This window comes from Streptomyces sp. NPDC088400, assembly GCF_044753355.1.
Lineage (GTDB): Bacteria > Actinomycetota > Actinomycetes > Streptomycetales > Streptomycetaceae > Streptomyces.
The window spans coordinates 136012-159007 of sequence record NZ_JBIVMZ010000009.1 but is presented as its reverse complement, the minus strand read 5'-3'; the positions used below and the strand labels follow the sequence as shown (position 1 = coordinate 159007).

Here is a 22996-nt window from a genome sequence, read left to right as displayed (position 1 = left end):
ACGCGATGCCAACTCCCGAGGAGTCAACAGCGGTGCCTGAGCCCGAAGCATGGATCCCGCCGGATGGTTCGTGGGCTTCCTCTGCGGCGAGGCGGCGGAACATGCAGGCGATCCGGAGCCGGGACACGAAACCGGAGCGGGTGATCCGGCGACTCGTCCATGCCAACGGCCTACGCTATCGAGTCGCGGCTAGGCCTCTGCCTGACCTTCGCCGAACTGCCGATCTGGTTTTTCGTCCAGCGAAGGTCGCAGTTTTCATCGATGGCTGCTATTGGCATGGCTGCCCCGAGCATTACGTGCCGCCAAAAACCAATTCAGGCTACTGGTCAGACAAGGTCGCCCGGAACATCGCCCGCGACCGTGACACTGACCAGCGCCTGAACGACGCGGGCTGGCTGGTCATCCGCTTCTGGGAACACCAAGATTCAGACGCCTGCGCCCTCGCGATCACTAACGCCGTGCGGCAGCGTCGGCACGATCTGCTCCTGTAGCGGATCCGCCACCCCTGCTTCCTTCTTCTCGTCTCGCTCGTGGGCCGCTCGCAGCACCTTAGCGATCTCACTGCCCACAGCGTTGGCGACGGGGGGCGGAAAAGCATTTCCAACCTGTCGGTACTGGGCCGTCTTCCCTCCGGAGAAATTCCAGTCACCGGGGAAGCCTTGAATGATGGCAGCTTGACTAACTGTCAGCATAGGACCGTCGGGGCCGAAGAGATCCCGCTGATGACTATTCTTCACAAGGCAGTCTGCTGGACTATTGGCAACCCCTAGCCCAGAAACACCCAACTGCCGCCATGCAGCCTTTGCGCGGCTTGGACCAAGATCAGCTCCGCCATGCTTCTTGGAGCCCCCGACCAAAGTCGGCGCGATGCCGCCGTCTGGCCTCGGAGCCGCTTTCGCTGCCTTATCTTTCCACTTATCAAGGCACCGCTGAGCGGTCTCTGCTACCTCGCCACCCATCTCCAAGTATGGAGTGTATCTTTCTTCCATTGAAATTTTAAGCGCATCAAATACACTCTGCCGTTCGACAGGGCGCTCGACAGGGCGCCTCGCGGGCCAGACAAACTCTAGATTCCCCAGAACGTCCTTTCGGATAGCGACAAGAACAGCCCGAGGGCGCAGTTGAGGAACTCCGAAGTTACTCGCTTCCAGTACATCCCACTCGCACACCTTGTAACCAAGGCCCAGGAAGTTTTCCTCTACACCATCTTCCGGCCTCTTAGCCCGCCCCCCTTGCATACGCGCCTTGATATATGTCCGATAGTCCTCAAATTTGGCATCCATGATACCTCGAACGTTTTCAATCATCACCGCTCTAGGGCGAAGCTCGTCAACAAGTTCCAGCATTCGAGGAAATAGATCCCGCTCATCGTCCTTCCCCAACTGCTTACCAGCGTGCGAGAAAGGAGGGCAGGGAACACCGCCAGCGAGTAGATCAAGACGCTCCCTCTTGAGAGGGCCACCCAAGAATTTAACAGGCTTCTCCAAGCCACCCTTAGGGTTCTTCTTATCTGGGAGCGGCTTAAATTCGTTAACATCTCCAGAAACTACGTCGCAGTAGTCTCGCTCCCAGCTCCACCTTTTCAGATCCCTGATGTTGTCTTTCAAGGTCTGCACGGCATGCTTGTCAATCTCGACAAGCGCAAGGTGCTTGAAATCAGCCTCATGGAGACCGATTGCCTGCCCTCCCGCCCCCGCACAAATCTCAATAGATGTCAGGATGTGTTCGCTGGGCCCCATCGGCTCCTCCTGGTGTGACTGATGCAGACACGCAAGTGTCGCATCTACCACAGACAGAGCTCTCGACGCTTGGCCCGCCTCAGCTGACGCGTTCAGCTCTCCAGCAGATCATGCAGATCTTGCTTCATCTCATCCCGAACTGCGGCCGGGAGCTGCCGGTACATGCCCCATGCCTGCTGCACCGGGCTCAGCGGCCGGACATCGCCCGCCATCCAGGCGTGCAGCTCCCGCTTCTGCCGTACAGGAAGCTCCCGGACGCGAGCCCAGACCTGTCCACGGCTCATCTGGACCCCGGTCAGATCCCTTACGGACTCGTTGCACCTTGCGCACTCAGTGATGAGGTCTTCCGCTTCAGCGCCACTCCCCGCAGCATGCGGGTTCACGTGACCGAGCGTGAGCCGGGCATGCGTGCCGGGTTCGCCTGGGTATGCCTCAGCCGCACCAACGCCACAGCGCCGGCACATGTGGCCGTCCCGCTCATAAACAAAGCGCCGCGTCTTCGCACTGATCTGACGAAGACCAGCAGCCCGGTGCTCCTGCTCCCAGACGGGCAGCCCGATCGTCTCCAGATACAGCTGATCCGGTTGCAGGCTCGGCATATCCCGGTTCGTCTTGATGACCCAGCCCGCCGGCCGCAGGTCCCGCATGCGCCGGTCGACCTGCTCAGCACCGCTGATCGCCGCACGCAGGGCCGCTTTTGAGAAGGTACCGCCTTCACCTATTTCGTCTCGCAGCCACAGAGCCACCCGAACCCGCGTACCAAGGTCCGTATTTCGCCAGTCCAGATCCGGAGTCGGCATCAGTCGATCACTCCACTTCGTTCGCACACATTTGCTAACAGTAGACGTTTCGAGTGGTCAAGATAGCTTGCCGCCACTTGCCGAGGCAAGTGGCGGCAAGCTGACCGCCATGTGTTGCGCCGTCTCCAGCGCCAGTAACGAAGAGGACCTGCATGGCTCACACGAATCAGCGTCTGTCTGACTCTGCCGCCCCCACGTGCATCGAGATCTGCGCAGGGGGAGGAGGTCAGGCTCTCGGGCTGGAGCGCGCCGGCTTTACGCACACCGCTCTGGTTGAGCTCGACCACGACGCCGTCGCCACACTCCGCACAAATCGTCCTGGCTGGAACGTTCTTGGCACCGACGTACAAGGAGTCTCAGCGAGTGACCTCCACGCCTCAGGGCAGTCTGTCGGACTGCTCGCAGCGGGCGTACCCTGTCCTCCGTTCTCCTTGGCAGGCAAGCAACTTGGCGCAGCAGACGAACGTAACCTCTTCCCCGCTGTGCTGAACCTCGTCGCGGCGCTCCAGCCGAAGACCGTCATGATCGAAAACGTCAAAGGCATCCTCCAGGCCAAGTTCGCCTCATACCGTGCGGATGTCCTCGGTGAACTATGGGCCCATGGGTACTGGACGAGTTGGCGACTCCTGCGGGCCTGCGACTACGGCGTGCCGCAACTCCGGCCACGGGCGGTCCTCGTAGCCGTGCAGCGCAACAGAGCCAGCCAGTTTCGCTGGCCGGAGCCGACCGCCTGCCCCAAGACAGCCCCCGGAGTCGGCAGCGTTCTGTACGAGTCAATGGCCTCCGGCGGCTGGGAACTCGCCCGTCAATGGGCGGACCATGCCTCCCGTATCGCTCCCACGCTGTGTGGCGGCTCACGCAAGCACGGGGGTGCAGACCTCGGTCCTTCCCGCGCGCGCCATGCGTGGGCGCAGCTTGGCGTAAACGGATCCAGCGTTGCCGACGAACCACCGCAGCCGGGAACGCCGTTGCCCGTCAGACTCACCATCGCCCAGATGGCATTGCTTCAGGGTTTCCCTGCTGACTGGAAATTCTCCGGCGGCAAGACATCTGCGTACCGGCAGATCGGCAACGCGTTTCCGCCGCCGGTCGCCGAAGCTGTCGGCAGGAGCCTGGCCGATGTGCTGGCTCAGGACGGTGCCCCGGCGGGATACCGCATTCCCCATGTCGACTCGACAGGGAACGCCCCGTCCGGCAGCAGCCCGCGTCCTTCGTTGTCTTGCAGGCCGGGCGTCATCGCATAAGGCGGGACAGCAAGCCGCGCTGACTGCCAGCGTCCGCATTCGGGACCGTCACCGAGCAGCGGCTGCATCGACATGCCTCAACAGCGCTCGGACATCGGCCATATCCATGCCGGCAGCGGCGGACGGTTCTTCCTCCAGATCTGCCAGCTGCTGAACGGACGGATCGTCCAGGATCCGCCCCATGAACTCCAGCTTCTCTTCGAGCCTGAGCGCGACCACTTCATCAATGGTGCCCTCAGTCGCGAGGACCGTGACACGGGTCTCTGTGCCGGGCGCGAGGCCCAGGCGGTGGATGCGGTCCAGACTCTGCAAAAAGCGGCCAGCCATGAAGTCCCGGTCCACGTAAACCGCGTCATGACAGACGTGGTGCAGGCTGATGCCTTCGCCCAGAGTGGCCGGGTTGGACAACAGGACATGGCAGTCCGGGTCTTCCCTGAAGCGACGGATCTGTTCTTCACGGTCGGGGGTACCGCCATGAACAACGGCGGGCTGGTAGGCCGAGAACATGCGCTCCATCGTGGTGAGGCTGCGGACGAAAGTCGTCCAGACCAGTGTCTTACGGCCAGCTTCTGCGTTCTCCCCGACGATCTTCAGAGCCTCCTTGTACTTCGGGGAAAGCTCGTGCCGGGGAAGGTTCCTCATGATCGAGTACAACGACTCGCCCTCCGGAACCTCAAGCGGCGGAACCTGATACGTCAGGGGTGCGTACCGGCTTTCGCCCTCCACCAAGAGCGCAGGGCTCGTGGCTGCCATCAACAGACGCAGCATCGCCTTGCCCAACGCGTCGAATTCATCGCGTGAGGCCTCAGCCCTGGCCGTGAAGCGCCCGACCAGGGCGTCGTATACCTCGCGGTGATGTCCGGGCATCTTCAGATACCTGATACGCGTTTGGAAGGGCGGCAGTCCCAGCTCGTTCTTGGTCGTCCGGGTGAACAATGGCCGCAGCACTGAGCTGGCATGCGCGAGGTCCCCGCCGTCGACAGCCTCTGTGACAACCCGGCGGCCGTGGCCAGGCCATACGAACGACAGCAGGTTCTCCAGATCCCTCGCGCCGTTCGGTGCTGGTGTGCCAGTGAGGATGAGCCGACGACGGCTCAGCGGGCCCAGAGCCATGCACGCGCTGCCGTAGATCCCCCGCGCCCCGAGCTTCATCCGGTGGGCCTCGTCAAGAATGACCATCGAAGGCACAGCGCGTAGCCAGGAAGCAAGCCCGGCCAGCGACTTGTCCAAACGCTCGTAGTTCACGATGAGGATTTCGGCCCGCGGATCGGGGCTCCTCGCCATGACCGTGGTGAGCGGTGGTTCCTTGAAGCAATGCTCACTCTCAAAGAGCCAGGACTCGTAAGCGGACTTCGGGCTAACGACCAGTAGTCGCCGGACATCTCCGCGCTCACGCATCGCCGCGTAGACGGCAAGACCGACACGGGTCTTGCCCGCCCCGGGCACGCTGAAATTCGCACCGTGTTGAAGGGAAAGCAGCCGTGCGATGTCTCGCCGTTGGAAATCGGTGAGGTCAGCACACCAGTCCGTCCCCAGCAACTCGCTGACCGTGCCGCCGTCCAGAATGGCCGTGCCGCCGGGCTCCTGCTGAAGTTGCTGCTCGGCCTGGTCCGCGTCATCGAGAACGCTGCCGACCAGCGCACCAAGCTCGTCCTCCCAGTGAACGGAGTCTGGATACGGCCAGTCGGCAAGGACGTCAACTCCCACCAGGAAGTCGTCAAGCGACAACTCCAGTGTGAGCGGGCCACGCTGGCCACCCGCAGGAAAGCGGGCAGCCAGACGGGTCAGCTCTGCACGGAACGGCTCATCAGCCCGCAGCACGGCCTTGGTGCGCGAGACGTCGAATGCGATCCGCAGAGACGGTTCTGCGGACTGTGTCACGATGCCTCCGGACGCACAGCTTCGAGCAGCCATGCGACGCCGTCGCCGGGCACTTCAATGCTCTTCGCAGCCGCGCGGGCGAGCTTGTCGAGGCTGCCCTTCAGCTTGAGCACCGCCTCGTCGAAGATCTCCTCGTCGAGGCTCCCCGAAGCACGGGCCAGAACCATGTCAGTGACACACTGATCGATGTCCTGGCAGGCATCGTGAAGCCGGTCGGGCGCGGCCTGCTTCCGCTTTCGGACCCGTGCGTCCTTGCCGGCCGGTTCAAGCGCGTCCTCAATGGCGCGCTTCGCCTGCTCAAACACTTCGGCAGCCCGCTGATGCTCGTCAACGGTAACGGTCTTGACCGAGCGTTCGACGGCCTTGGCTCGGAGGACAGCATCGGTGAACGCTCGGGCAGCCACTACGTCCGGCACCGCGGACTTCACTGCCCGGTTGATGCCAGGAATCTTGCGCTCCGCTGTCTCAACTGGCACCGCCTTGAGATTCTCCGGCAGTCGGTGGTCCAGGTAGCGGCTCCGAAATTCGGACTCGATGAGACGGACATCTGTCTTGGAGAATTCCAGCGCGATCGCTGCCAGCCGGCTCTCCTTAAGAAGCTCCGCCTTCTCCCTGTTGGCCTTGGCCGCCTTGCCGTAGGCACGGTGGAGTTCCCGCAGTTTCTCCTGAGCGTCTTCGAAGTCAAGCAACCGAAGCTGCGCCTGCTCCGTCTTGGACCTCGCCGTCAGATCCTTGAGGCACGCCAGAACCCAGAGGTCCTGCTCAGCGGTCGTAGTCCGGATACGGAACTCCTTCGCGATGTCCGCGAGTTGGCGTCCTGCTGCCACCTCCTCCTCAATGGTCAGCAACCGGTTGATGTAGGAGTAAGGGCGCCGCGTGTCGTGCCGAAGCTGGAGCGACAGCTCGACGGAGTTGATGTCAGCCCACGTGCAGGACTCCGGCAGCACACCGACGCGGATATGTGTGACACCGAGCTCACGCAGAGCCACCGCCCGGGTGTTGCCATTGACGAGGACGCCCTCACGTGTAATGAGGCCGGGTTCGTTCTGTTTGAAGTCCTTGAGGCTCTCCTTGAGGTCTTCAAAGTCCTTGTCCCGCTTGTCCGGGTCGGACGGCTCGGCCTGGAGCAGGTACTCAAGGTAGTCCTGACTCTCGTCAGTCCAGGGGTCTTCTTCCAGGAGCCGGTCCTTGGCAGGGTCAAAGCTGCGCTGCGCCCGGATGCGGTGCGTACCGGGGTTGTAGTACAACGAATCCAGCGGCATATCAATGACTTGGACGACCAACGGCTTCGTCCGCCATTCGACCGTGAGGGTCTCCTGGACAGACGAGTCCGCTGCGAGCTCCTTGAGGCGCTGCTCAACCTGTTTCTGGTTCTCGGCGGCGAGCGGCGGCTGGCCGAAGTCGTTACTCACGGTGCTTCTCTCCTCAGATGACGTCAAGGCGATGGGTAGGCACGGTGGGGCCGCCTTTCCTGGCGGCCCCACTCACAGCACAGTTCAGACGGAGGGCAGCGAGAGGGCCTCGCGCACCTGGGCCCTCGACTCCGCCGGCAGCGAGCGGTAGTCAGCCCACAGGCGCTCGACGGTACTGAACGCACGCTTGTCTTCCGACACCCACCCAGTGAGCATCTTGCGCTCCAAGCCGCCAAGCTTTGCGACACTCGCCAAGAGGGCGCCCAGGTCTACGCTGTTTCCCCGCCCGCCCACACGGCAGCGGTTGCACTCGGCCACCAGTTCCACCTTCTCGCCGCCCGACGGCTGCTTCACCGTGCGGCGGGCGATGTCCAGCTGAGCCGACTCATACGAGCCGGCGTAAGTCTCTCCCGGAGCGATTCCGCAGGAGCGGCACAGGTGGCCGTCCTTCGCGAGAACCTCGCGACGCTGAGTCTGTGTCACCGAAACGCTGGCCTTGGTGGCCTTGCCAGGCTCCCAGACAGGTGCCCCCTGCTTCACGAACCGCTGCTCATGCTGTCCCAGGCTCGCGTCCTCCCGCTGGGTGTCAATCTGCCAGCCGTAATCACGCAGGTCGCGCACACGACGGTCAGCCTGACTGATCCCGGGGAAAGCCAACTTGATGTCTTCCTTGGTGAAGGTGCCATCCTCACCAATCACGGTGACCAGCCACAGAGCGGCGCGCTTCATCGTGCCGTACTTCGTGTCCGTCCACGACGGCAGTGCCATCACGTTGTTCCCCTTACGTAAGACGACAGGCGTGGCCTACACCGCATGCCTGGAAGTCACCCAGGAGCCGCAGCTTCAGCGAGTACCAACTCTTGCCTGAGCAGCAGCTCTTGCGCCAGCTTCCAGCGACTTTCGAGGTGGGATGGAATACTTCAACATCTTCCGGCGACACCGTTCGCTGACACACAATCAAAGGCGCTCGTCGTTAAGCGCGTCACGTGTCTGAGGAGTCACATTGCCGGACGGAACACAGCGGAGGTGGAAAGATCTGCCGGTCGGCATCTCTGCGCCACACCGACGATTCGTGAGGGCACTGCGAAGGGTTCGCGAGTGCAGCGGCCACACCCAAGCGACCATCGCCAGCCGGGCGAATCAGGCGGCGACGACGCTCTCGAACCACCTCAACGGCGGTCGTGTGCCCGAACCTCAGCTCCTCACGAGCTTCTACAAGGTGGTCGAGGAAGATGCCCGGGATGAAGGAGCGGAGCTACCTCACCCCCTCAACGCCCTCCTCGAAATGCGCTTGGCAGCTCTCAAAAAGCACTGCTCGTGCTGCGCGGTCGGCTACCCAGCGGATACCGGGGAGTCTCATGCCGACGAAGATGAGGCGCCGGCTTCGAGGCGTGTTCAGAGCTCTTCCCGCGAGCCAGGGTCTGACCAGAACGCAGCCGTCGCCACAGGCCCGGCTTCAAGTGCGGCGGCACGGACAAGGGTGCCGGTCCCCCTTTCCCAGGGGGACCGGCACCCCAAAATTCTCGCCGACGAGGATTGGTCCGAGCTCAGCATCCTGACCGGCTACCTCTCCGAGGGCCGACACCGCGACGCATACATGGTGCTCTGGAGCGCAGCTACGACCCTCCCATCGCATGACGTCACGGATGTCGTCATCGCATGCCGCTCAGCGGGACTAGACGATGAGGCCAACACTGTCCTCGCTAACGCCGGCGCGCGGGACGCCCAGGCCGTCCTCAACATCGCGTCCGCGTTTCACGACAGACGCTTGTATGAGGATGCGGGCCTGCTCCTCACCTCGGCCAGGCGAGGTAAGCAGGAGTTGTAACCACCTCAGGCTGCTTCAGCCTCGGCCTCGAAGTGCATCTGCGCCTTGTCCAGCAGACCGTCCGGGTCACCGCCTTGGGCGGCAACCCAGTGCAGCAAGTCCGCGATGAGGTCGGCAGCCGATTCTTCAAGGATCTGAATGGCGCGGCTCTGGAGTGGTGCCGGCGCTCCAAGGTCGTGCCGGTAACGCGTCAGCGCTGCCTCGCCTCGCAGCACTCTCCGTCGCTGTTCTTCCGGGTCGACGGAGAGCTCGCACCAGACAGCTTTGCCTGTCGCGGTGGGCACGGTGCCCCAGGCAACAGCCAACCCGGCCAGAAGGTGCAGACCGCGACCACATTCGTCATCACACCCGGCCGAGATCAGTACCGGCAGCCGATCGCTCTTGTCATGCAATTCGATCCTCAGACGGTCCCCGGCCGGCTCCAGCACAAGAGTCGCTGTCGCCCCCTCGCCAACATGCTTGATCACGTTAGAGGCCAGTTCACTGACAACCAGTTCAGCCTCTTCCGAGAACGCCGGCAGTCCCCACTCCGCCAGTTGACTCCTGACGGCCTCGCGCAGGCCCCGCACCGCCGTGGGCACGGCCTCAAACAGAAGCACGCTGCGGAGCTGAGTGCCGTTGTCTTCGCATCCGGACATGCGAGTCTCCCTTCCGCGCCACGCCAGCGCCAGGCGCGCCGTATCCGTACGGCTGCGCTGAGTAGCCGATCGACAGCGAGTATGGCACCGAGAAGTCTCTCCATGTAACTTCTCACAAGACTCTCTCGGGTGAATCTGCCGCCTCATCAACTCCGTCGCGCGTTTTATCTGTTGGCTGAGGCAGCGAAGGACCAGATCCAACGGAAGGCCGCTTGCCATGCCAGCGAGGACTACAACCCGCCGTCGCCAGCTCGGCGCGATGATGCGGAAACTCCGCGCGCGGAAGGCGATGACGCTGGAGGAGGCTGGTCGGCTCGTTGGGGTGTCGAAGGCCACCGTCAGCCGGTACGAGACTCAGGAAGGGCCGGTGAAGTGGCCCATCGTGGACGCGTTGTGCCGTGAGTACGACGCCAGCGACGCTGAGCGCAACGCGGTCGTGTCACTCGCCAAGGATGCCAAGCAACAAGGCTGGTGGGGCCCGTTCAGTGACTCCATCCCTGCGGACATGAACCTGTTGCTCACCCTTGAGGACGAAGCTGTACGGGAAGACCATTTCAGCTGCGTTTACGTGCCGGGTCTCCTCCAGACCCGTAGCTACAACACCGCTATCCAGCAGGCCAACGAGATGCGTCTGACGCCAGAGGAGATCGAACTACTCGTCGACATCCGCATGAAGCGGCAGGAGATCCTCCACCGCACCAGGCCGCCCCACCTCTGGGCGATCCTCGATGAGTCGGTGATACGGCGCGTGGTCGGGTCACGGCAGATCATGCGCGAACAGCTTGGCCACCTCCTGGAGGCCAACGAATCGCCGCACATCACCCTCCAGATCCTGCCGTTCGCGAGAGGAGCCCACACAGCCGCGCTGGGGAGCTTTGTGGTTCTGGGCGGTGCCGAGCCGTCACTGGACGTTGTCTATGTCGATCTGCATGTCGGTTCCGTCTTCATGGAAAAGGACGAAGAACTGGACCGATACCGACTTGCGTTCGACTACCTTCGCGCACAAGCGTTGGACATGGCCGCGTCATCGGCCATGATCCAGCGCGTACGCGAGGAGATGTGATGGTTACAGCGCCCCAGCCCACCGAGAGCCTCATGTGGTTCAAGTCCTCTTACAGTGGCGGAAACACGACAGAGTGCCTGGAAGTGGCTCGTCTGGAGAACGGCACAGTCATACGGGACTCAAAGAACCCTGAGGGACCTCGGATCTTCTTCCGCAATAAGGCCACTTGGGTCAGGTTCATCATCGCTCTGCAGAACCAACAGCTCAGCTGATCCAGGTAGTTGGTGTATTTCCCCCCATCCGTCGCACCCCGACGTCACCGGAAAACTTCACGACGAGGAGGCGGTCCGGCGCAAATCCGCCCGCTGCAGTGTCAGAACACTCAAGTGCTGATGGATGATGCCAGCCAGGGCTCGACCGAGACCGACAGGTACAGCGTTACCGATTTGCTTTGCAATCTGAATCTTAGTTCCGTACCAGCGGTAGTCGTCGGGGAAGCCTTGGATGAGAGCCGCCTCGTAGTGAGTGATGGGGCGGTTCTCCACCGGGTGGAGGTAACGTCCCTTCTCGGGTTTGAAGAACTCGGTTCGGATCGTTACTGAGGGAGAGCCGCTGCGGAGCCGCCCCATGACATCACGTGAACCACTGTGGTGTTTGTCCCAGCTCAAGGTACTCAGGGCCTTCTCGGCGCCGTCGATCACAGTCATTTTCCCCCTGAGGTCGTCACGGTTTCCGCCCTGAGGAATGGCTGCGTAGCGAGCCACAGACAAGGGCGTTGGCGTACGGCCAAAGTGCAACTCATCAGTTCGGTAGGGCCCAGCGAGACCACCCGACACACGTCGCGCCGGAAGTTCGGTCCCTGTGATCTCGATACGTGCCGAGCGACGAAAGATCGAATCTACCGGCACCCATTCCAGCAAGGGGACGGCCCCGCCGAACAGTACGAGTTCGTCCTCGATCACCGGAATTTTCGTGTGGGTTGGTGTGGGGTGTTGCAACGGAGCACCGAAGTCCCGGTGGGTGCCAATGACAATCACGCGCCTGCGTGTCTGCGGAACACCGTAGTCGGCCGCATTGAGGATCGCTGTCGACAGTTCATAGTCCGCGAGGAGACCGTCAAGCCGAACGGCATCTTGCAAGCGTTCATATTCCGGTGACTTGAGGAACCGGTCCACGTTCTCCAGGACGAAGACCTTCGGCCTTACGACAGCCACGACTCTGAGGTACTCCTCCCACAGAGTGTTGCGTGGGTCGCTCGGGTTCTGCGCCCCAAGCCCGGAGAAGCCTTGGCAAGGGGGACCGCCGGTGATGACGTCAACTTCATCGGCGAACGGGTACGGATCAAAGTCCTCTATGACTCCGCAGAAGGGCACGTCCGGATGGTGGTTGGCTGCGTACGTGGCCGCGGCGGCGGGGTCGCTCTCCACAGAAGCGACGGGCCTGAAGCCGGGAACGTCACCCTCCGGCCCAACCCCGTACGAGCCGAAGCCCGCAGTGAACCCTCCGCAGCCTGCGAACAGGTCCATCGTCCGCAGAGGCTCCGTGTGCTGACGTGAGGAATCACTGAGTTTCATGGTGTGGATCTTAAAGAGCAGCACTGACACCGCGTCCCAGCTTGGGTCTTGGTCTCAGCTGACGTCCGGCCCCGCTCCGGGACAGATCGCCGGATAGGGAGTGTCAGAGACAGCTGGTAAATACTAAGATATGACTCTCACTGTTGCTCCTGAGCCGCACGTCGCGTTCGCAGACCTGAGCACGTCAGACCTGGTGGTGGATGCTCTCTACGCCGGCGGTTCCAACGGCAACAGCGGTGATGACCCTATCGCCAAGCTGATCCCAGGGGTGGGCAACCAAGGGGGCTTCCGGCACAAGGGATCCCCCGCCAAGGGGACGGTCCGCCTGTCGGTGCTCTACACCACTGGTGGGGCGGTGGACTGGCCCGATCATCTCGACGTTCAGACCGGCACGTTCACCTACTACGGGGATAACAAGACGCCAGGACGGGACCTGCACGACACTCCGCGATCCGGCAACCAGCTGCTCCGCGATGCCTTCGATGCCTCACATCGTTCAGCCGCTGAGCGGGCCGCCGCTGTGCCACCGTTTCTTCTTTTCGAGAAGACTGGAACCGCCGGGCGATCTGTACGGTTCCGGGGGCTCCTGGCTCCAGGCGGGCCAACCATGACGTCGGACGACGAGCTTGCTGCCATCTGGCGGACTACCGACGGCCAACGCTTCCAGAACTACCGTGCCCGCTTCACCGTGCTTGACCACGCCAGGATTTCCCGAACGTGGATTCAGCACGTGCTGAGCGGAGGCAGCCCTCTCACGAGCGACTGTCCCCCCGCATGGCGAAATTGGGTCGAGGGACGTATCTACCGTCCCCTGGTGGCACCCTCCACCACCGTCATCAGGTCCAGGGCGGGCCAGTTGCCAGAAGACGACGAAGGAAAGGCGATCCTCGAAGGTATCCGGGAGTACTTCCGAGGTCGCGAGCACGACTTCGAGAGCTGCGCAGTTGCTATCTGGCGGCTGATAGCACCCAGCACAGGCAGCGTCGATGTCACTAGGCCCAGCCGCGACGGCGGACGCGACGCGGTCGGCACCTACATCCTCGGACCGACGGTCAACCCGATCGCCATCGACTTCGCCTTGGAGGCGAAGTGCTACGCGACGAGCAACTCCGTGGGCGTTAAGGACGTATCCCGCCTTATCTCTCGTCTGAAGCACCGGAATTTCGGAGTTCTCGTCACGACGTCGTACTTCCATAAGCAGGTGCAGGAGGAGGTGCACGAGGACGCCCACCCCATCTCTCTCGTCTGCGGCCGCGACATAGTCGATGTCTTGCGCCAGCACGGACGCACGACCGTCAGCGCAGTGCGCCAGTGGCTGGAGCAGAGCTTCCCGGGAACGCAATAGAGCTTTCTGGCCCCGGTGCGCTCGGAGCTTGAGCTTCGGGGGCGAGCGCCAATGGCACCGGGGCTTTGAGCTGGGGGATTGAGGCGGCTGGTGGGCTTGGGGCTCAAGGTTCGGGGGTCGAGCCACGTTTGTAAGGATTGGTTGGTTCTTCTTTCCCACCCACCCTCCCTGTCGACCTAGTTGACTCTTCGGGGTCGACTTGCCACTCAGAGTTACTGCGGTCTAGCGTGCCCCCAAGACGTAAGCGGCCCCCGCCTGGTGCGCCAACACCGGACAGAGGCCTCACCACACAAGATCGGCAGAGATCCTCATGGCTGACATTCAGTTTAGTGATGCCCCGCCCCCGGCACACGCGGCTCCGCACCCGATGGCCAATCCCGGTTACGGCAAGCGTTCGGCGGCCGAGCAACAGAGTCCCGCTCCAGGGGACTTCGCGCATCTTCCGGCCCGTGAAGCGGCCATCGCCGGGTTCATCGACCGGTTGCCGGACGGGGCGGACATCTCCGTGAAGGCCCTCGCCAAGGTGCTGGACTACGGGCAGTGCGCGTTGCGTACTGCCCTCAACCGCCTTCAGCGGGCCGGGCATCTGCGCAGGGGCCGTGAGCATGTGGTCGGGTCGGGCGGTGCGCGGTGGGTCACCCGTACGTGGTTCTCCCGTACGGCCCGGGACAACGCCTGGTGGGCCTCGTACGTCACCGGATCCAGCGTTTCCGGCGACGTGCCGGACGCCCCCTCTACGGCCGCTTCCGCCGAGCCCGTCCGCCTTTCGGATTGTTCGCGGGTTCCGGAACGCTCGCGGGCCTACACCGTGCTCGTCGCCGTCGGCCGCAGGAACCCCGCCGTGTCGCTGTCCGCCGCCGACTGCGCGGCCCTGGAGCCGCTGGCCGCCGAGTGGTTCGTACGAGGGGCCACCGAGGAAGACGTTCTGCGCACCCTCACCGATGGGCTCCCCGTGCCCGTCCATCATCCGGCCGGGCTCATCCGCGAGCGGCTCAAGTCCAAGCTCCCGCCCGTCCCTTCGGCCTCGGAACGGCCGCCGCTGCGGGTCATGGAGTGCGCCACGTGCCGTGCCCCCGGCCGCCCCGAGGCCCTGGTCGACGGCGATTGCGGCGCCTGCCGGGGTGAGCCCGAGCCCGTACGGCGGTCCGCCCGGCTCTCGTCGGACACCGTTCACGCACGCGCCGCCGAAGCCCGCGCCGCCGCCTCCCGTCCGTCCGCGTCCACGGTGTCCACGGCGCGGCGGTCGGCCCGCTTGAGCCGGGGCCCGGCCCGTACATAAGCCCGGGTCCCGGCTCAGGCGGGCGCGCCCAGCCGTACCTCCGGGGCGGCGCCCGCCGCGCCTGTGGCGAGGGCCGCGTGGAGTGTGGTCGTGAGGGTCTTCGGGTCGTCCCTGAGCTGGGACGGGGAGACCGACAGGACGGTGAGGCCGTGCCTGATCATGAGGTTGCGGCGGGCCATCGTGCGCTCCCAGTCCCCCGGGCTCAAGTGCCATTCGCGGGAGTCGATTTCGAGGACCACACCCGCGTACGGCCAGTAGGCGTCGGGGCGGGCCAGGAAGGTGCCGTCGAGCAGGTACAGGTCCTGGTTCCACAGGGGGTCCGGGATGCCGGCCTCGCGCAGGAGCGGGCGGGCGGCGGCCTCCGCGACCGAGCGGACTCCGGCCGTCAGTCCCTCCAGCGTCGTCGCGACCCGAGGGTCGCTCCCGTGGCGACCGGAGCGCAGCACGGTGGTGAGTTCCTCAAGTGTGCAGCGGCCTCGTTGGACGACCTCGGCGAGCAGGGCCGTCACCGCCGCCCGGCCGGTCAGGGACGGGATCGCGTCGGCGGGGGCGCGGGGCAGCGACGCGCAGGGCAGGCCCCGTACCGGCAGGCGTCGGCAGGGGCGGTCGGTGCGGTGCACGCGGACGTACGCGCGGCTGCGCGGGTTGCGCGTACCGGGTACGAGTACGTCGACCGTGCGCAGCCGCGTCACCGGCCCCGCCGCCCGGATCTCGTACAGCGCGAGCGCCGCCGTGCCCGTGAGCAGGGCCCCCTCCCCCGCGAACAGGAGCGCGGCGCGCAGGCGTTGACGGGGGCTCGGGGCGCCTGTCTGGAGGAGGATCACCCGGGGGAGTAATCGCTGCCAGGGGCCGCCCGGGGTGCAGCGTCGGGCGATGGTCGACGTGGCCCAGCCCAGGCCGACGAGTTGCCGGGGAGTGGCGAGGCCGTCCTGGGCGACGACCAGTGGATCGGTGTGCGTACGCATGGGTCCTGCATGCCCCCACCGAACGTGCGACTACCCTGCGTTACGAAAACGGCGGACACTCGCCACGCGCCGCCTCCGCCAACGCCCCTCTCCCGTACCCGATTTCCCGCCTCCCGGGCATTTCCGTACACGAAGGCCCCGCAGAAAAGTTTTTTCCGGGACGTTGAACAGGGCCGGACCGGCCTCCGTACTTAAGAGCAACTCCCCCATGGTGGCTGGGCGCGTGAACGGACGACAGGGTCCGGATCACGCGCCCAGCAACTTTTTACGCACCCGGCGCCTTACGCACCCGGCCCCTTACGCACCCGGCCCTTTGCGCACCCGGCACCGGTCCGCCGCTACGCGCCCAGCGCGTGCGACACCGTGTAGATCAGCAGGCCCGCCAGCGCACCGACCACCGTGCCGTTGATCCGGATGAACTGAAGGTCACGGCCGATGTGCGCCTCGATCTTCTTCGACGTGTCGTCGGCGTCCCAGCTCGCCACCGTGTCCGAGATCAGGGACGTGATCTCGGCGCGGTACGTCGAGACGAGATACGAGGCCGCGTCCTCGATCCACCCCTCCAGCTTCCCCTGGAGGCGCGTGTCCGTCGCCAGCCGCGAGCCCAGCGACAGCAGCGACGCCCGCGCCCGCAGGCGCAGTTCGCTGCGGTCGTCCTCCGCCGCGGACATGATCATGGCGCGTACGGAGGACCAGGCCGAGGCGATGATGTCCTGCACCTCGGGACGCGCGAGCAGCTCCGACTTCAGGCGCTCCACCCGCGTCCGGGTGTCCGTGTCCGACTGGAGGTCGGCGGCGAAGTCCCGCAGGAAACGGTCGATCGCGCCGCGCGCCGGATGGCTGGGCATGTCGCGCATCTCCGTGATGAAGCGCAGCAGTTCCTTGTAGACGCGGTCGCCGACCCTGCGGTCGACGAAGCGCGGCGTCCAGCCCGGCGCCCCGCCCTGGACCGCGTCCGTGATCGAATCGCCGTGCTCCACCAGCCAGTCGTGCGCGCGGCCGCAGATCAGGTCGACGGCACGGTGGTGGGCGCCGTCGGTGACGACCTTGTCCAGGGTCTTGCCGATGCCCGGAGCGATCTCGACGGCGTCCGCGCGGCGGGTGATCGCCTCGCCGACGACCGCCTGTACATCCGAGTCCCGCAGGACGGTCAGCGCGCCGCGCAGCGCCGTGGACAACTCGGCGGTGACGCGGTCGGCATGGGCCGGTTCGGCGAGCCAGGCGCCTAGCCGGCGGCCGATGCCCAGGGCGTGCAGCCGGGTCCGTACGACCTCGGCCGACAGGAAGTTCTCCCCGACGAACGTGCCGAGCGAGGCGCCCAGTTGGTCCTTCTTGTGCGGAATGATCGCGGTGTGCGGAATGGGCAGGCCGAGCGGGCGCCGGAAGAGCGCCGTCACCGCGAACCAGTCGGCGAGCGCGCCCACCATGCCCGCCTCGGCCGCCGCGGCCACATAGCCGGGCCAGCCCTCCACCCCGGAGTTCTTCGCCCAGGTGGCTAGGACATAAATCACAGCGACCAGCAGGAGCAGACCGGTCGCGGTGATCTTCATCCGGCGGACGCCGCGCCGCTTCTCCTCGTCGGCGGCGGTGTACGAGAACGAGCCCAGGCCCAGGGGCGCGCGCCCGCCGGTCGTCCCGGCGGAAGGCCTCACGGAAGAACCCGTGCCAGGCCCGGCAGAAGGCCCCGTAGAAGGGCCCGCAGAGGGGCCCGTGGCGGGCCCCGCAGAAGACGTGGCAGGCCCCACCACAGGCTCCGCGACAGGCCGTTCGGGCCCGTTGGCAAGCTCCCCGGGCCCCGTCGCCGGCTCCGTCGAGGGCCGCTCGGACCCCGCGTCGCCACCGCCCGGCTCCGGCGCTTTCTCAGGATCTGTACGTTCCATCCGCTCCACCCGTTCGCGTGCACTTCCTACCCAAACCCACCTGAAACCCCGCCCCCGCACAGTGTCTCCTCCCCAGGTACTCCTGGGCGCTACGTCGAGTTCCCAGGCGATGCCGGATGATGTGTTCCGTACGTCGGTGTGAGGGAGACACGGGGGCCATGGCCAGGTATCGAGGATTCGCCCTGCTCGGGGCGCTTGTGGCAGTAGTGGCGCTGGTGTGCGCCGCGATAATCGGCGGGTTCGGCCTGCTCGGCAACGGCTCGGGAGCTCTCTGGGGCGGCTCGGGCGACGGCTCGCGGGACTCCCGCGCCCAGGGCCGTACCCCCGTCGGGACAGCCGCACCCGCGTCCTCCGATTCCTGGACCGGCACCTGGGCCGCCGCTCCGGTCGGCGTCGAGCGGTTCGCACCCCTCGGCTTCCCCGGGCGCACCATCCGTAACGTCGTGCACACCAGCATCGGCGGCACCAGCGCCCGGATCACCCTCTCCAACCTCTACGGCACCAGCCCCCTGGTGGTCGGCCGCGCCTCGGTCGCGGTCGGAAACGGGGGCGCCCAGGCGGTCGCCGGGACCATGCGGCAGCTGACGTTCGGCAGGAAGCCGACCGTGACCATTCCGGCCGGGGGTCAGATCGTCAGCGATCCGATGCCGATGCGGGTGCCGTACGACAGCGATCTGCTGGTCTCGCTCTACACCCCGCAGGCCGGCGGTCCCGTCACGTTCCACTCGCAGGCGATGCAGACCTCGTACCTCGCCAACGGCGACCGTACGGTCGACCCCACCCGGACCGCGTACACCCAGCCGGCCAAGGTCTGGCGCTATGTGACCGCCGTCGACGTCCTCAACCGTGATGCGCCGGGCGCGGTCGTCGCCTTCGGCGACTCGATCACCGACGGCGTCAAGTCGACCGACGACGCGAACCGCCGCTGGCCCGACGTCCTCGCCGCCCGGCTGCGCGGCCAGCACATGGGCGTGCTCAACGAGGGCATCGGCGGCAACCAGGTCCTGGGCGACTCGGTCACGGGCCGCGCCGGCGCGGCGGGCGTCTCCCGGTTCCAGCGCGATGTCCTCAACCGGGCCGGGGTGAAGGTCGTCGTCATCGACCTCGGCATCAACGACATCCTGCGCGGCCGCGAGACCGACCCCACCAAGATCACCAACGGACTCAGGGAGCTCACCCGGCAGGCGCACGCGCGCGGAGTGCGCGTCGTCGGCTCGACGCTGACACCGTTCGGCGCGCACCGGGCGTACAACCCCGTCACCGAGTCCGTACGCGACCGGGTGAACGAGGAGATCCGGTCGGGCCGGGTCTTCGACGAGGTCGTGGACTTCGACCGGGCGCTGCGCGATCCGTACGCGCCGGACCGGATGCGGCCGGTGTACGACTCCGGGGACGGGCTGCACCCGAGCGACGCGGGCTACCGCGCGATGGGGAGCTACCTCAACCTCCAGTCCCTGGTGGGCAAGGCCCGGGCCGACCTCTGACGGGCCCTCGGGCCGGCGCCGGGCGTCCCTCGGCCGGCGCCGACGTACCTCAGCGGTCCCGGAGACCCGGAAAGCCCAGCGGTCCCGGAAGCCGGGCGGTCAGGGCGGCCCTCAGCCGTCCCGGAAGCCCGGCGGTCAAGGCAGCCCGGCGGTCAGCCGAGCTCCTTGCGCTCCCGGGCTTCGGGATCCCGCGTTTCCTCCAGCTTCCGCAGCTTCCGCTCCTCCTTGAGCCGGCGCTTCTCCGCCTTCCGTTCCTTGCGGTGCACCCCGACTCCGCCCATCAGCGCGAACCCGGTGACGACCACCCGAGGTGACCCGGGCGCGACCGGCACGTCCACGTCCCCCTCCTCGCCGAATCCGCCCATGAACCCGAAGCCCCTGACCTCGACGTCCATGCCGGGTGGCACGACGATGCCGATGCCGCCCATGACGGTGAAGCAGCGGATCACCACGTCGCGCTCCTCGAATCGCGCCTCGCGCAGATCGATCTCGCCGCCCGCCTGGAAGACGCCCGCCGTGAACGTGCGGCCCACCGTCCACCTGCCCTTACGGCTGAACCCGCTCCAGAACGCGAAGGCCCCCTTGGACGTGGCCCGCTCCCTGCCGATCCGGTCCGCCCATACGCCGTCACCACCGCGCGGTCCGGGTACGGCTGCCCCGTCCATCGGCGTCAGGTCCGCCGTCGTGCCCGGCGCGGGCAGGTCCCGTACAAGTGGCACCAACTCGCCATGTGTACGCGCCTTGTAGGCGGCCCCCAGCCGCTCGTCGAACTCCGCCATGTCGAGCCGTCCCTCGGCCACGGCCTCGCGCAGCCGCTCGGCGACCCGCTCCCTCTCGGCGTCGGAGGCCCGTGTGTCGGCGTGCACATCGGGGCGCTTGTCAGGCCGCTCGCTCGTCATGTCAGCAGATTAGCCAACAATGAGGCATAGCTCACACAGTTGAACGATCGGCATACATCTTCGCGATCACCGACTCGATGTCCGGCTCTCGCACCGAAAGATCCATCAGCGGACACTCCGCGGCGATCCGCGCGACCAACGGCGCCGCCGAAGCCGTCGCGGGAAAGGCCAGCCACTGGCGGGGCCCTTCCACCTTCACCACCCGCGCCCCCGGCAGTTCGATCGGCGGAAGCTCGCGTTCCAGGTCGACGACCAGCGTCCGCTCGCTCTCGCCCACCTCGTGCAGCCCGCCCAAGGCCCCGTCGTACAGCAGCCGGCCGTGGTCAATGACCATCACGCGCTTGCAGAGTTGCTCGATATCGGTCAGATCGTGGGTGGTCAGCAGCACCGTCGTGCCGCGCTCCGCGTTCAGGTCCCGCAGAAACTCCCTGACCTTGGCCTTGGAGACCACATCGAGCCCGATGGTCGGCTCGTCCAGATAGAGCACCTCGGGGTCGTGCAGCAGCGCCGCCGCGATATCGCCGCGCATCCGCTGGCCGAGCGACAACTGCCGTACGGGTACGTCCAACAGCTCGCCCAGGTCGAGCAGTTCGACACAGCGCTCCAGATTCACCCGGAAGCGCGCGTCCGGGACGCGGTACATCCGGTGCATCAGACGGTACGAGTCGATCAGCGGCAGGTCCCACCACAGCGTGGTGCGCTGGCCGAAGACCACGCCGATGCGCTGCGCCAGCCTCGTGCGCTCCCGGGACGGATCGATGCCCGCGACCCGCAGGCGCCCGGCGCTGGGGGTCAGGATGCCCGTGAGCATCTTGATGGTGGTGGACTTGCCGGCGCCGTTCGGGCCGATGTAGCCGACCATCTCGCCGCGCGCCACCCGGAAGCTGATGCCGTCCACGGCCCGCACCTGGTGCTTCTCGCGGCGCAGCAGCCCTGCCCGGCGGCGGACGTCGAAGACTTTCTCGATCCCGTCCAGTTCGATGAAATCCGCGCCAGCCACGGAAGCCGCGGAATGTACGCTTCCGCCCGCGCTGTCCGTGCCGTCCGTGCCATCCGTGCCGTTCGTACCGTCCGTGCCGTCCGTACTATCCGTGCTCATGAATGCTCCACCCAACTCTCCTCGTACGACGACCCGTTGAAGCCTCTGACTCCCCGTGCCTGGCTCCCCGTACGTACCTGACTCCCCGTGCCTGGCTCCCCGTACGTACCTGACTCCCCGTGCCTGGCTCCCCGTACCTAGCTCCCCGTACTGCGGTACGCCCTGAGCCCCAGCCGCCACGCCAGCCCCGCCGGCACACAGCACGCCACGGCCACCACCGGCGGCAGGAACGCGACGGCGTCCGGCAGCCCCAACGGGTCCTCGCGGCCCAGGATGTACAGCGCCGGCAGCCAGTTGACGAAGGCCAGCGGCACCAGGAACGTCACCCCGCGCACCAGGTCCTTCGCGAAGACCGTCGGCGGATACTGGAGCAGCGTCGTCCCGCCGTACGTGAACGAGTTCTGCACCTGTGAGGCGTCCTGCGCCCAGAACTGGAACGCCGCGCCCGCCACGAACACCGCCGCGAAGATCGTCGCCCCGCTCAGCAGCATCATCGGCAGCATCAGCACCCGCACCGGCGTCCAGTCGATGTCCACCGTCAGCAGGGCGTAGCCCAGCACCAGCAGCCCCTGGAGGACCCGGCCGACCCTGCGCAGCGCGAACCGGTCCGCCGCCACCTGCGCCAGTACGGGTACGGGCCGCAGCAGCAGCGTGTCGAGCGTGCCGTCACGCACCCGGCGGCCCAGCCGGTCCATCGAGCCGAGCAGGAGGTCGGCGAGGCCGAAGGCCGTGGCGGACGTCCCGTACAGAAAGGCCACCTCGGGCAGCGCGTAGCCGCCCAGGGCGTCCACCTGCGAGAACATCAGCATGATCGTCACGAAGTCGAAGGCGGTCACCGCGAAGTTCCCGAACGCGGTCATCACGAAGGACGCGCGGTACGCCATCGTGGACCGCATCCACATCGCCACGATCAGGCCGTACGCCCGGAACCCGTCCCGCAGGGCCTCGCGCCGGGACGCGCGCGGAATCCACAGATCGGCGGGCACCTCCCCGGAGCCCTGAGATCCCCCGGAGCCCCGGGACGCGCCGGGGGCCCCGGGCTCCTCCGCACGGACCTCGTCGACTCCCGCCGCCGCCCGAGCCGTCTCCTCAGCCACCCTGGACCACCACCCTCCGTGTCGCGACGGACTGGAGCGCCCGCCCGGCCGCCAGCAGCGCCAGCGCCCAGGCCGCCTGGAACGCGTAGGCCGTGACCAGGTCCCAACCGGTGCGTCTGCCGAGGAAGATGTCCGCCGGGATCTGGAGCAGCGAGGACCAGGGCAGCGCCCGCGCGACCTCGCCGAGCAGGCCCGGGAAGATGTTCAGGGGCAGCAGCATCCCGGAGAAGAACGTCCCCACCAGCATCGTGATCTGCGCCGTGCCCGCGCCGTCCATCAGCCAGAACGCGGAGAGCGCGACCATGAAGCGGATCGCGAAGCTCACCACGACGCCGAGCACCACGGCGACCAGGAACGCCACCCAGGTCAGCGGGTTCACCGGCAGCGCGAGGTCGAAGGCGAACGAGCCGATCACCATCGGAGCGATCCCGCGCCCCAGCAGGTGGAAGGCCGCCCGGCCCAGGTCCCCGGCCAGCCACCACAGCTGGAGGTCGGCGGGCCGGTAGAGGTCGACGGCGATGTCGCCGGTACGGATCCGCTCGATCAGTTCGTCCTCGAAACCGCCGCCCATCATGACGCAGGTCATCAGCAGCGCCTGGCCCAGCCACACGAAGGTGACGGCCTGGGACAGGTCATAACCGCCGAGGTGCGGGCGTTCACTCCACAGAGCCGTGAAGGTGTAGGCCACGATGAACCCGAAAACGGTGTTGGTGAACGCTCCCGCCAAGGTCTCCACGCGATACGTCGCATAGCGCCGGAACCCGCCCACGGCCACCACCGCGTACAGCCGCACAACAGCCCCTCCCCTCGCCCCTCCCGAGCGCCCGGA

At 66.1% G+C, this 22996-nt stretch carries 21 protein-coding genes; 8 read left to right on the top strand and 13 right to left on the bottom strand.

Going from position 1 to position 22996, the window contains the following annotated elements; translation table 11 throughout:
* The first annotated feature begins 5 nt into the window (after positions 1-5).
* On the top strand, positions 6-491 hold the full coding sequence (locus ACIQD6_RS23260; protein ID WP_401885210.1) for a very short patch repair endonuclease: 486 nt from the start codon (positions 6-8) through the stop codon (positions 489-491).
* On the opposite strand, the gene ACIQD6_RS23255 is transcribed toward ACIQD6_RS23260, so the two are convergent.
* Both ACIQD6_RS23255 and ACIQD6_RS23250 read right to left on the bottom strand, forming a co-directional pair.
* On the bottom strand, positions 426-1739 hold the full coding sequence (locus tag ACIQD6_RS23255; RefSeq protein ID WP_401885207.1) for a DNA cytosine methyltransferase: 1314 nt from the start codon (positions 1737-1739) through the stop codon (positions 426-428). The genes ACIQD6_RS23260 and ACIQD6_RS23255 overlap by 66 nt on opposite strands.
* Positions 1740-1831: 92 nt before the next feature.
* The gene (locus tag ACIQD6_RS23250) at positions 1832-2539 is read right to left on the bottom strand and encodes an HNH endonuclease (RefSeq protein WP_401885204.1); all 708 of its coding nucleotides are present in this window, start codon (positions 2537-2539) and stop codon (positions 1832-1834) included.
* Between the two features lie 152 nt (positions 2540-2691).
* On the opposite strand from ACIQD6_RS23250, the gene ACIQD6_RS23245 reads away from it, so the two are divergent.
* On the top strand, positions 2692-3783 hold the full coding sequence (locus ACIQD6_RS23245; protein ID WP_401885202.1) for a DNA cytosine methyltransferase: 1092 nt from the start codon (positions 2692-2694) through the stop codon (positions 3781-3783).
* 48 nt (positions 3784-3831) lie between these two features.
* On the opposite strand, the gene ACIQD6_RS23240 is transcribed toward ACIQD6_RS23245, so the two are convergent.
* The 3 genes from ACIQD6_RS23240 to ACIQD6_RS23230 form a co-directional block, all read right to left on the bottom strand.
* The gene (locus ACIQD6_RS23240) at positions 3832-5664 is read right to left on the bottom strand and encodes a DEAD/DEAH box helicase (protein ID WP_401885199.1); all 1833 of its coding nucleotides are present in this window, start codon (positions 5662-5664) and stop codon (positions 3832-3834) included.
* Positions 5661-7076, bottom strand: a complete 1416-nt coding sequence (locus ACIQD6_RS23235; protein WP_401885197.1) for a transcriptional regulator — start codon at positions 7074-7076, stop codon at positions 5661-5663. The genes ACIQD6_RS23240 and ACIQD6_RS23235 overlap by 4 nt, the downstream gene beginning before the upstream one ends.
* Before the next feature lie 84 nt (positions 7077-7160).
* A complete protein-coding gene (locus ACIQD6_RS23230) occupies positions 7161-7844 on the bottom strand; it encodes a hypothetical protein (protein ID WP_401885569.1) in 684 nt (227 codons plus the stop codon).
* 304 nt (positions 7845-8148) lie between these two features.
* Here ACIQD6_RS23230 and ACIQD6_RS23225 point away from each other — a divergent pair, with 304 nt between their 5' ends.
* Complete coding sequence (locus tag ACIQD6_RS23225; RefSeq protein WP_401885195.1) at positions 8149-8904, top strand: hypothetical protein; 756 nt, start codon at positions 8149-8151, stop codon at positions 8902-8904.
* A 5-nt stretch (positions 8905-8909) separates the two neighbouring features.
* Here the strand turns inward: ACIQD6_RS23225 and ACIQD6_RS23220 are convergent, their stop codons facing one another.
* The gene (locus ACIQD6_RS23220) at positions 8910-9542 is read right to left on the bottom strand and encodes an ATP-binding protein (RefSeq protein ID WP_401885193.1); all 633 of its coding nucleotides are present in this window, start codon (positions 9540-9542) and stop codon (positions 8910-8912) included.
* Positions 9543-9759: 217 nt separating this feature from the next.
* Here ACIQD6_RS23220 and ACIQD6_RS23215 point away from each other — a divergent pair, with 217 nt between their 5' ends.
* The gene (locus ACIQD6_RS23215; protein ID WP_401885192.1) at positions 9760-10605 is read left to right on the top strand and encodes a helix-turn-helix domain-containing protein; all 846 of its coding nucleotides are present in this window, start codon (positions 9760-9762) and stop codon (positions 10603-10605) included.
* Positions 10605-10817, top strand: a complete 213-nt coding sequence (locus ACIQD6_RS23210; protein WP_401885190.1) for a DUF397 domain-containing protein — start codon at positions 10605-10607, stop codon at positions 10815-10817. Before ACIQD6_RS23215 ends, ACIQD6_RS23210 begins: the two co-directional genes overlap by 1 nt.
* 57 nt (positions 10818-10874) lie before the next feature.
* On the opposite strand, the gene ACIQD6_RS23205 is transcribed toward ACIQD6_RS23210, so the two are convergent.
* Positions 10875-12119: a DNA cytosine methyltransferase gene (locus ACIQD6_RS23205; RefSeq protein WP_401885189.1), complete on the bottom strand. Its 1245-nt coding sequence runs from the start codon at positions 12117-12119 to the stop codon at positions 10875-10877.
* A gap of 130 nt (positions 12120-12249) precedes the next feature.
* On the opposite strand from ACIQD6_RS23205, the gene ACIQD6_RS23200 reads away from it, so the two are divergent.
* Both ACIQD6_RS23200 and ACIQD6_RS23195 read left to right on the top strand, forming a co-directional pair.
* Positions 12250-13464, top strand: coding sequence for a restriction endonuclease (locus tag ACIQD6_RS23200; protein WP_401885187.1), 1215 nt, complete (start codon positions 12250-12252; stop codon positions 13462-13464).
* 367 nt (positions 13465-13831) lie between these two features.
* Positions 13832-14743 (top strand): hypothetical protein, encoded by a 912-nt coding sequence (locus ACIQD6_RS23195; RefSeq protein ID WP_401885184.1) that lies wholly within the window; start codon positions 13832-13834, stop codon positions 14741-14743.
* A gap of 14 nt (positions 14744-14757) precedes the next feature.
* Here the strand turns inward: ACIQD6_RS23195 and ACIQD6_RS23190 are convergent, their stop codons facing one another.
* On the bottom strand, positions 14758-15708 hold the full coding sequence (locus ACIQD6_RS23190; protein WP_401885182.1) for a hypothetical protein: 951 nt from the start codon (positions 15706-15708) through the stop codon (positions 14758-14760).
* 338 nt (positions 15709-16046) lie between these two features.
* Entirely contained in the window at positions 16047-17588 is a 1542-nt protein-coding gene (locus ACIQD6_RS23185) for a DUF445 family protein (protein WP_401885179.1), read from the bottom strand.
* Positions 17589-17746: 158 nt separating this feature from the next.
* On the opposite strand from ACIQD6_RS23185, the gene ACIQD6_RS23180 reads away from it, so the two are divergent.
* Positions 17747-19072 (top strand): SGNH/GDSL hydrolase family protein, encoded by a 1326-nt coding sequence (locus ACIQD6_RS23180; RefSeq protein WP_401885177.1) that lies wholly within the window; start codon positions 17747-17749, stop codon positions 19070-19072.
* 152 nt (positions 19073-19224) lie between these two features.
* On the opposite strand, the gene ACIQD6_RS23175 is transcribed toward ACIQD6_RS23180, so the two are convergent.
* The 4 genes from ACIQD6_RS23175 to ACIQD6_RS23160 form a co-directional block, all read right to left on the bottom strand.
* The gene (locus tag ACIQD6_RS23175; protein WP_401885174.1) at positions 19225-19971 is read right to left on the bottom strand and encodes a DUF1707 domain-containing protein; all 747 of its coding nucleotides are present in this window, start codon (positions 19969-19971) and stop codon (positions 19225-19227) included.
* A gap of 31 nt (positions 19972-20002) precedes the next feature.
* On the bottom strand, positions 20003-21070 hold the full coding sequence (locus ACIQD6_RS23170; protein ID WP_401885172.1) for an ATP-binding cassette domain-containing protein: 1068 nt from the start codon (positions 21068-21070) through the stop codon (positions 20003-20005).
* Between the two features lie 137 nt (positions 21071-21207).
* Positions 21208-22056: an ABC transporter permease gene (locus ACIQD6_RS23165; protein WP_401885568.1), complete on the bottom strand. Its 849-nt coding sequence runs from the start codon at positions 22054-22056 to the stop codon at positions 21208-21210.
* Between the two features lie 103 nt (positions 22057-22159).
* Positions 22160-22960, bottom strand: a complete 801-nt coding sequence (locus ACIQD6_RS23160; RefSeq protein ID WP_401885171.1) for an ABC transporter permease — start codon at positions 22958-22960, stop codon at positions 22160-22162.
* Positions 22961-22996 lie beyond the last annotated feature (36 nt).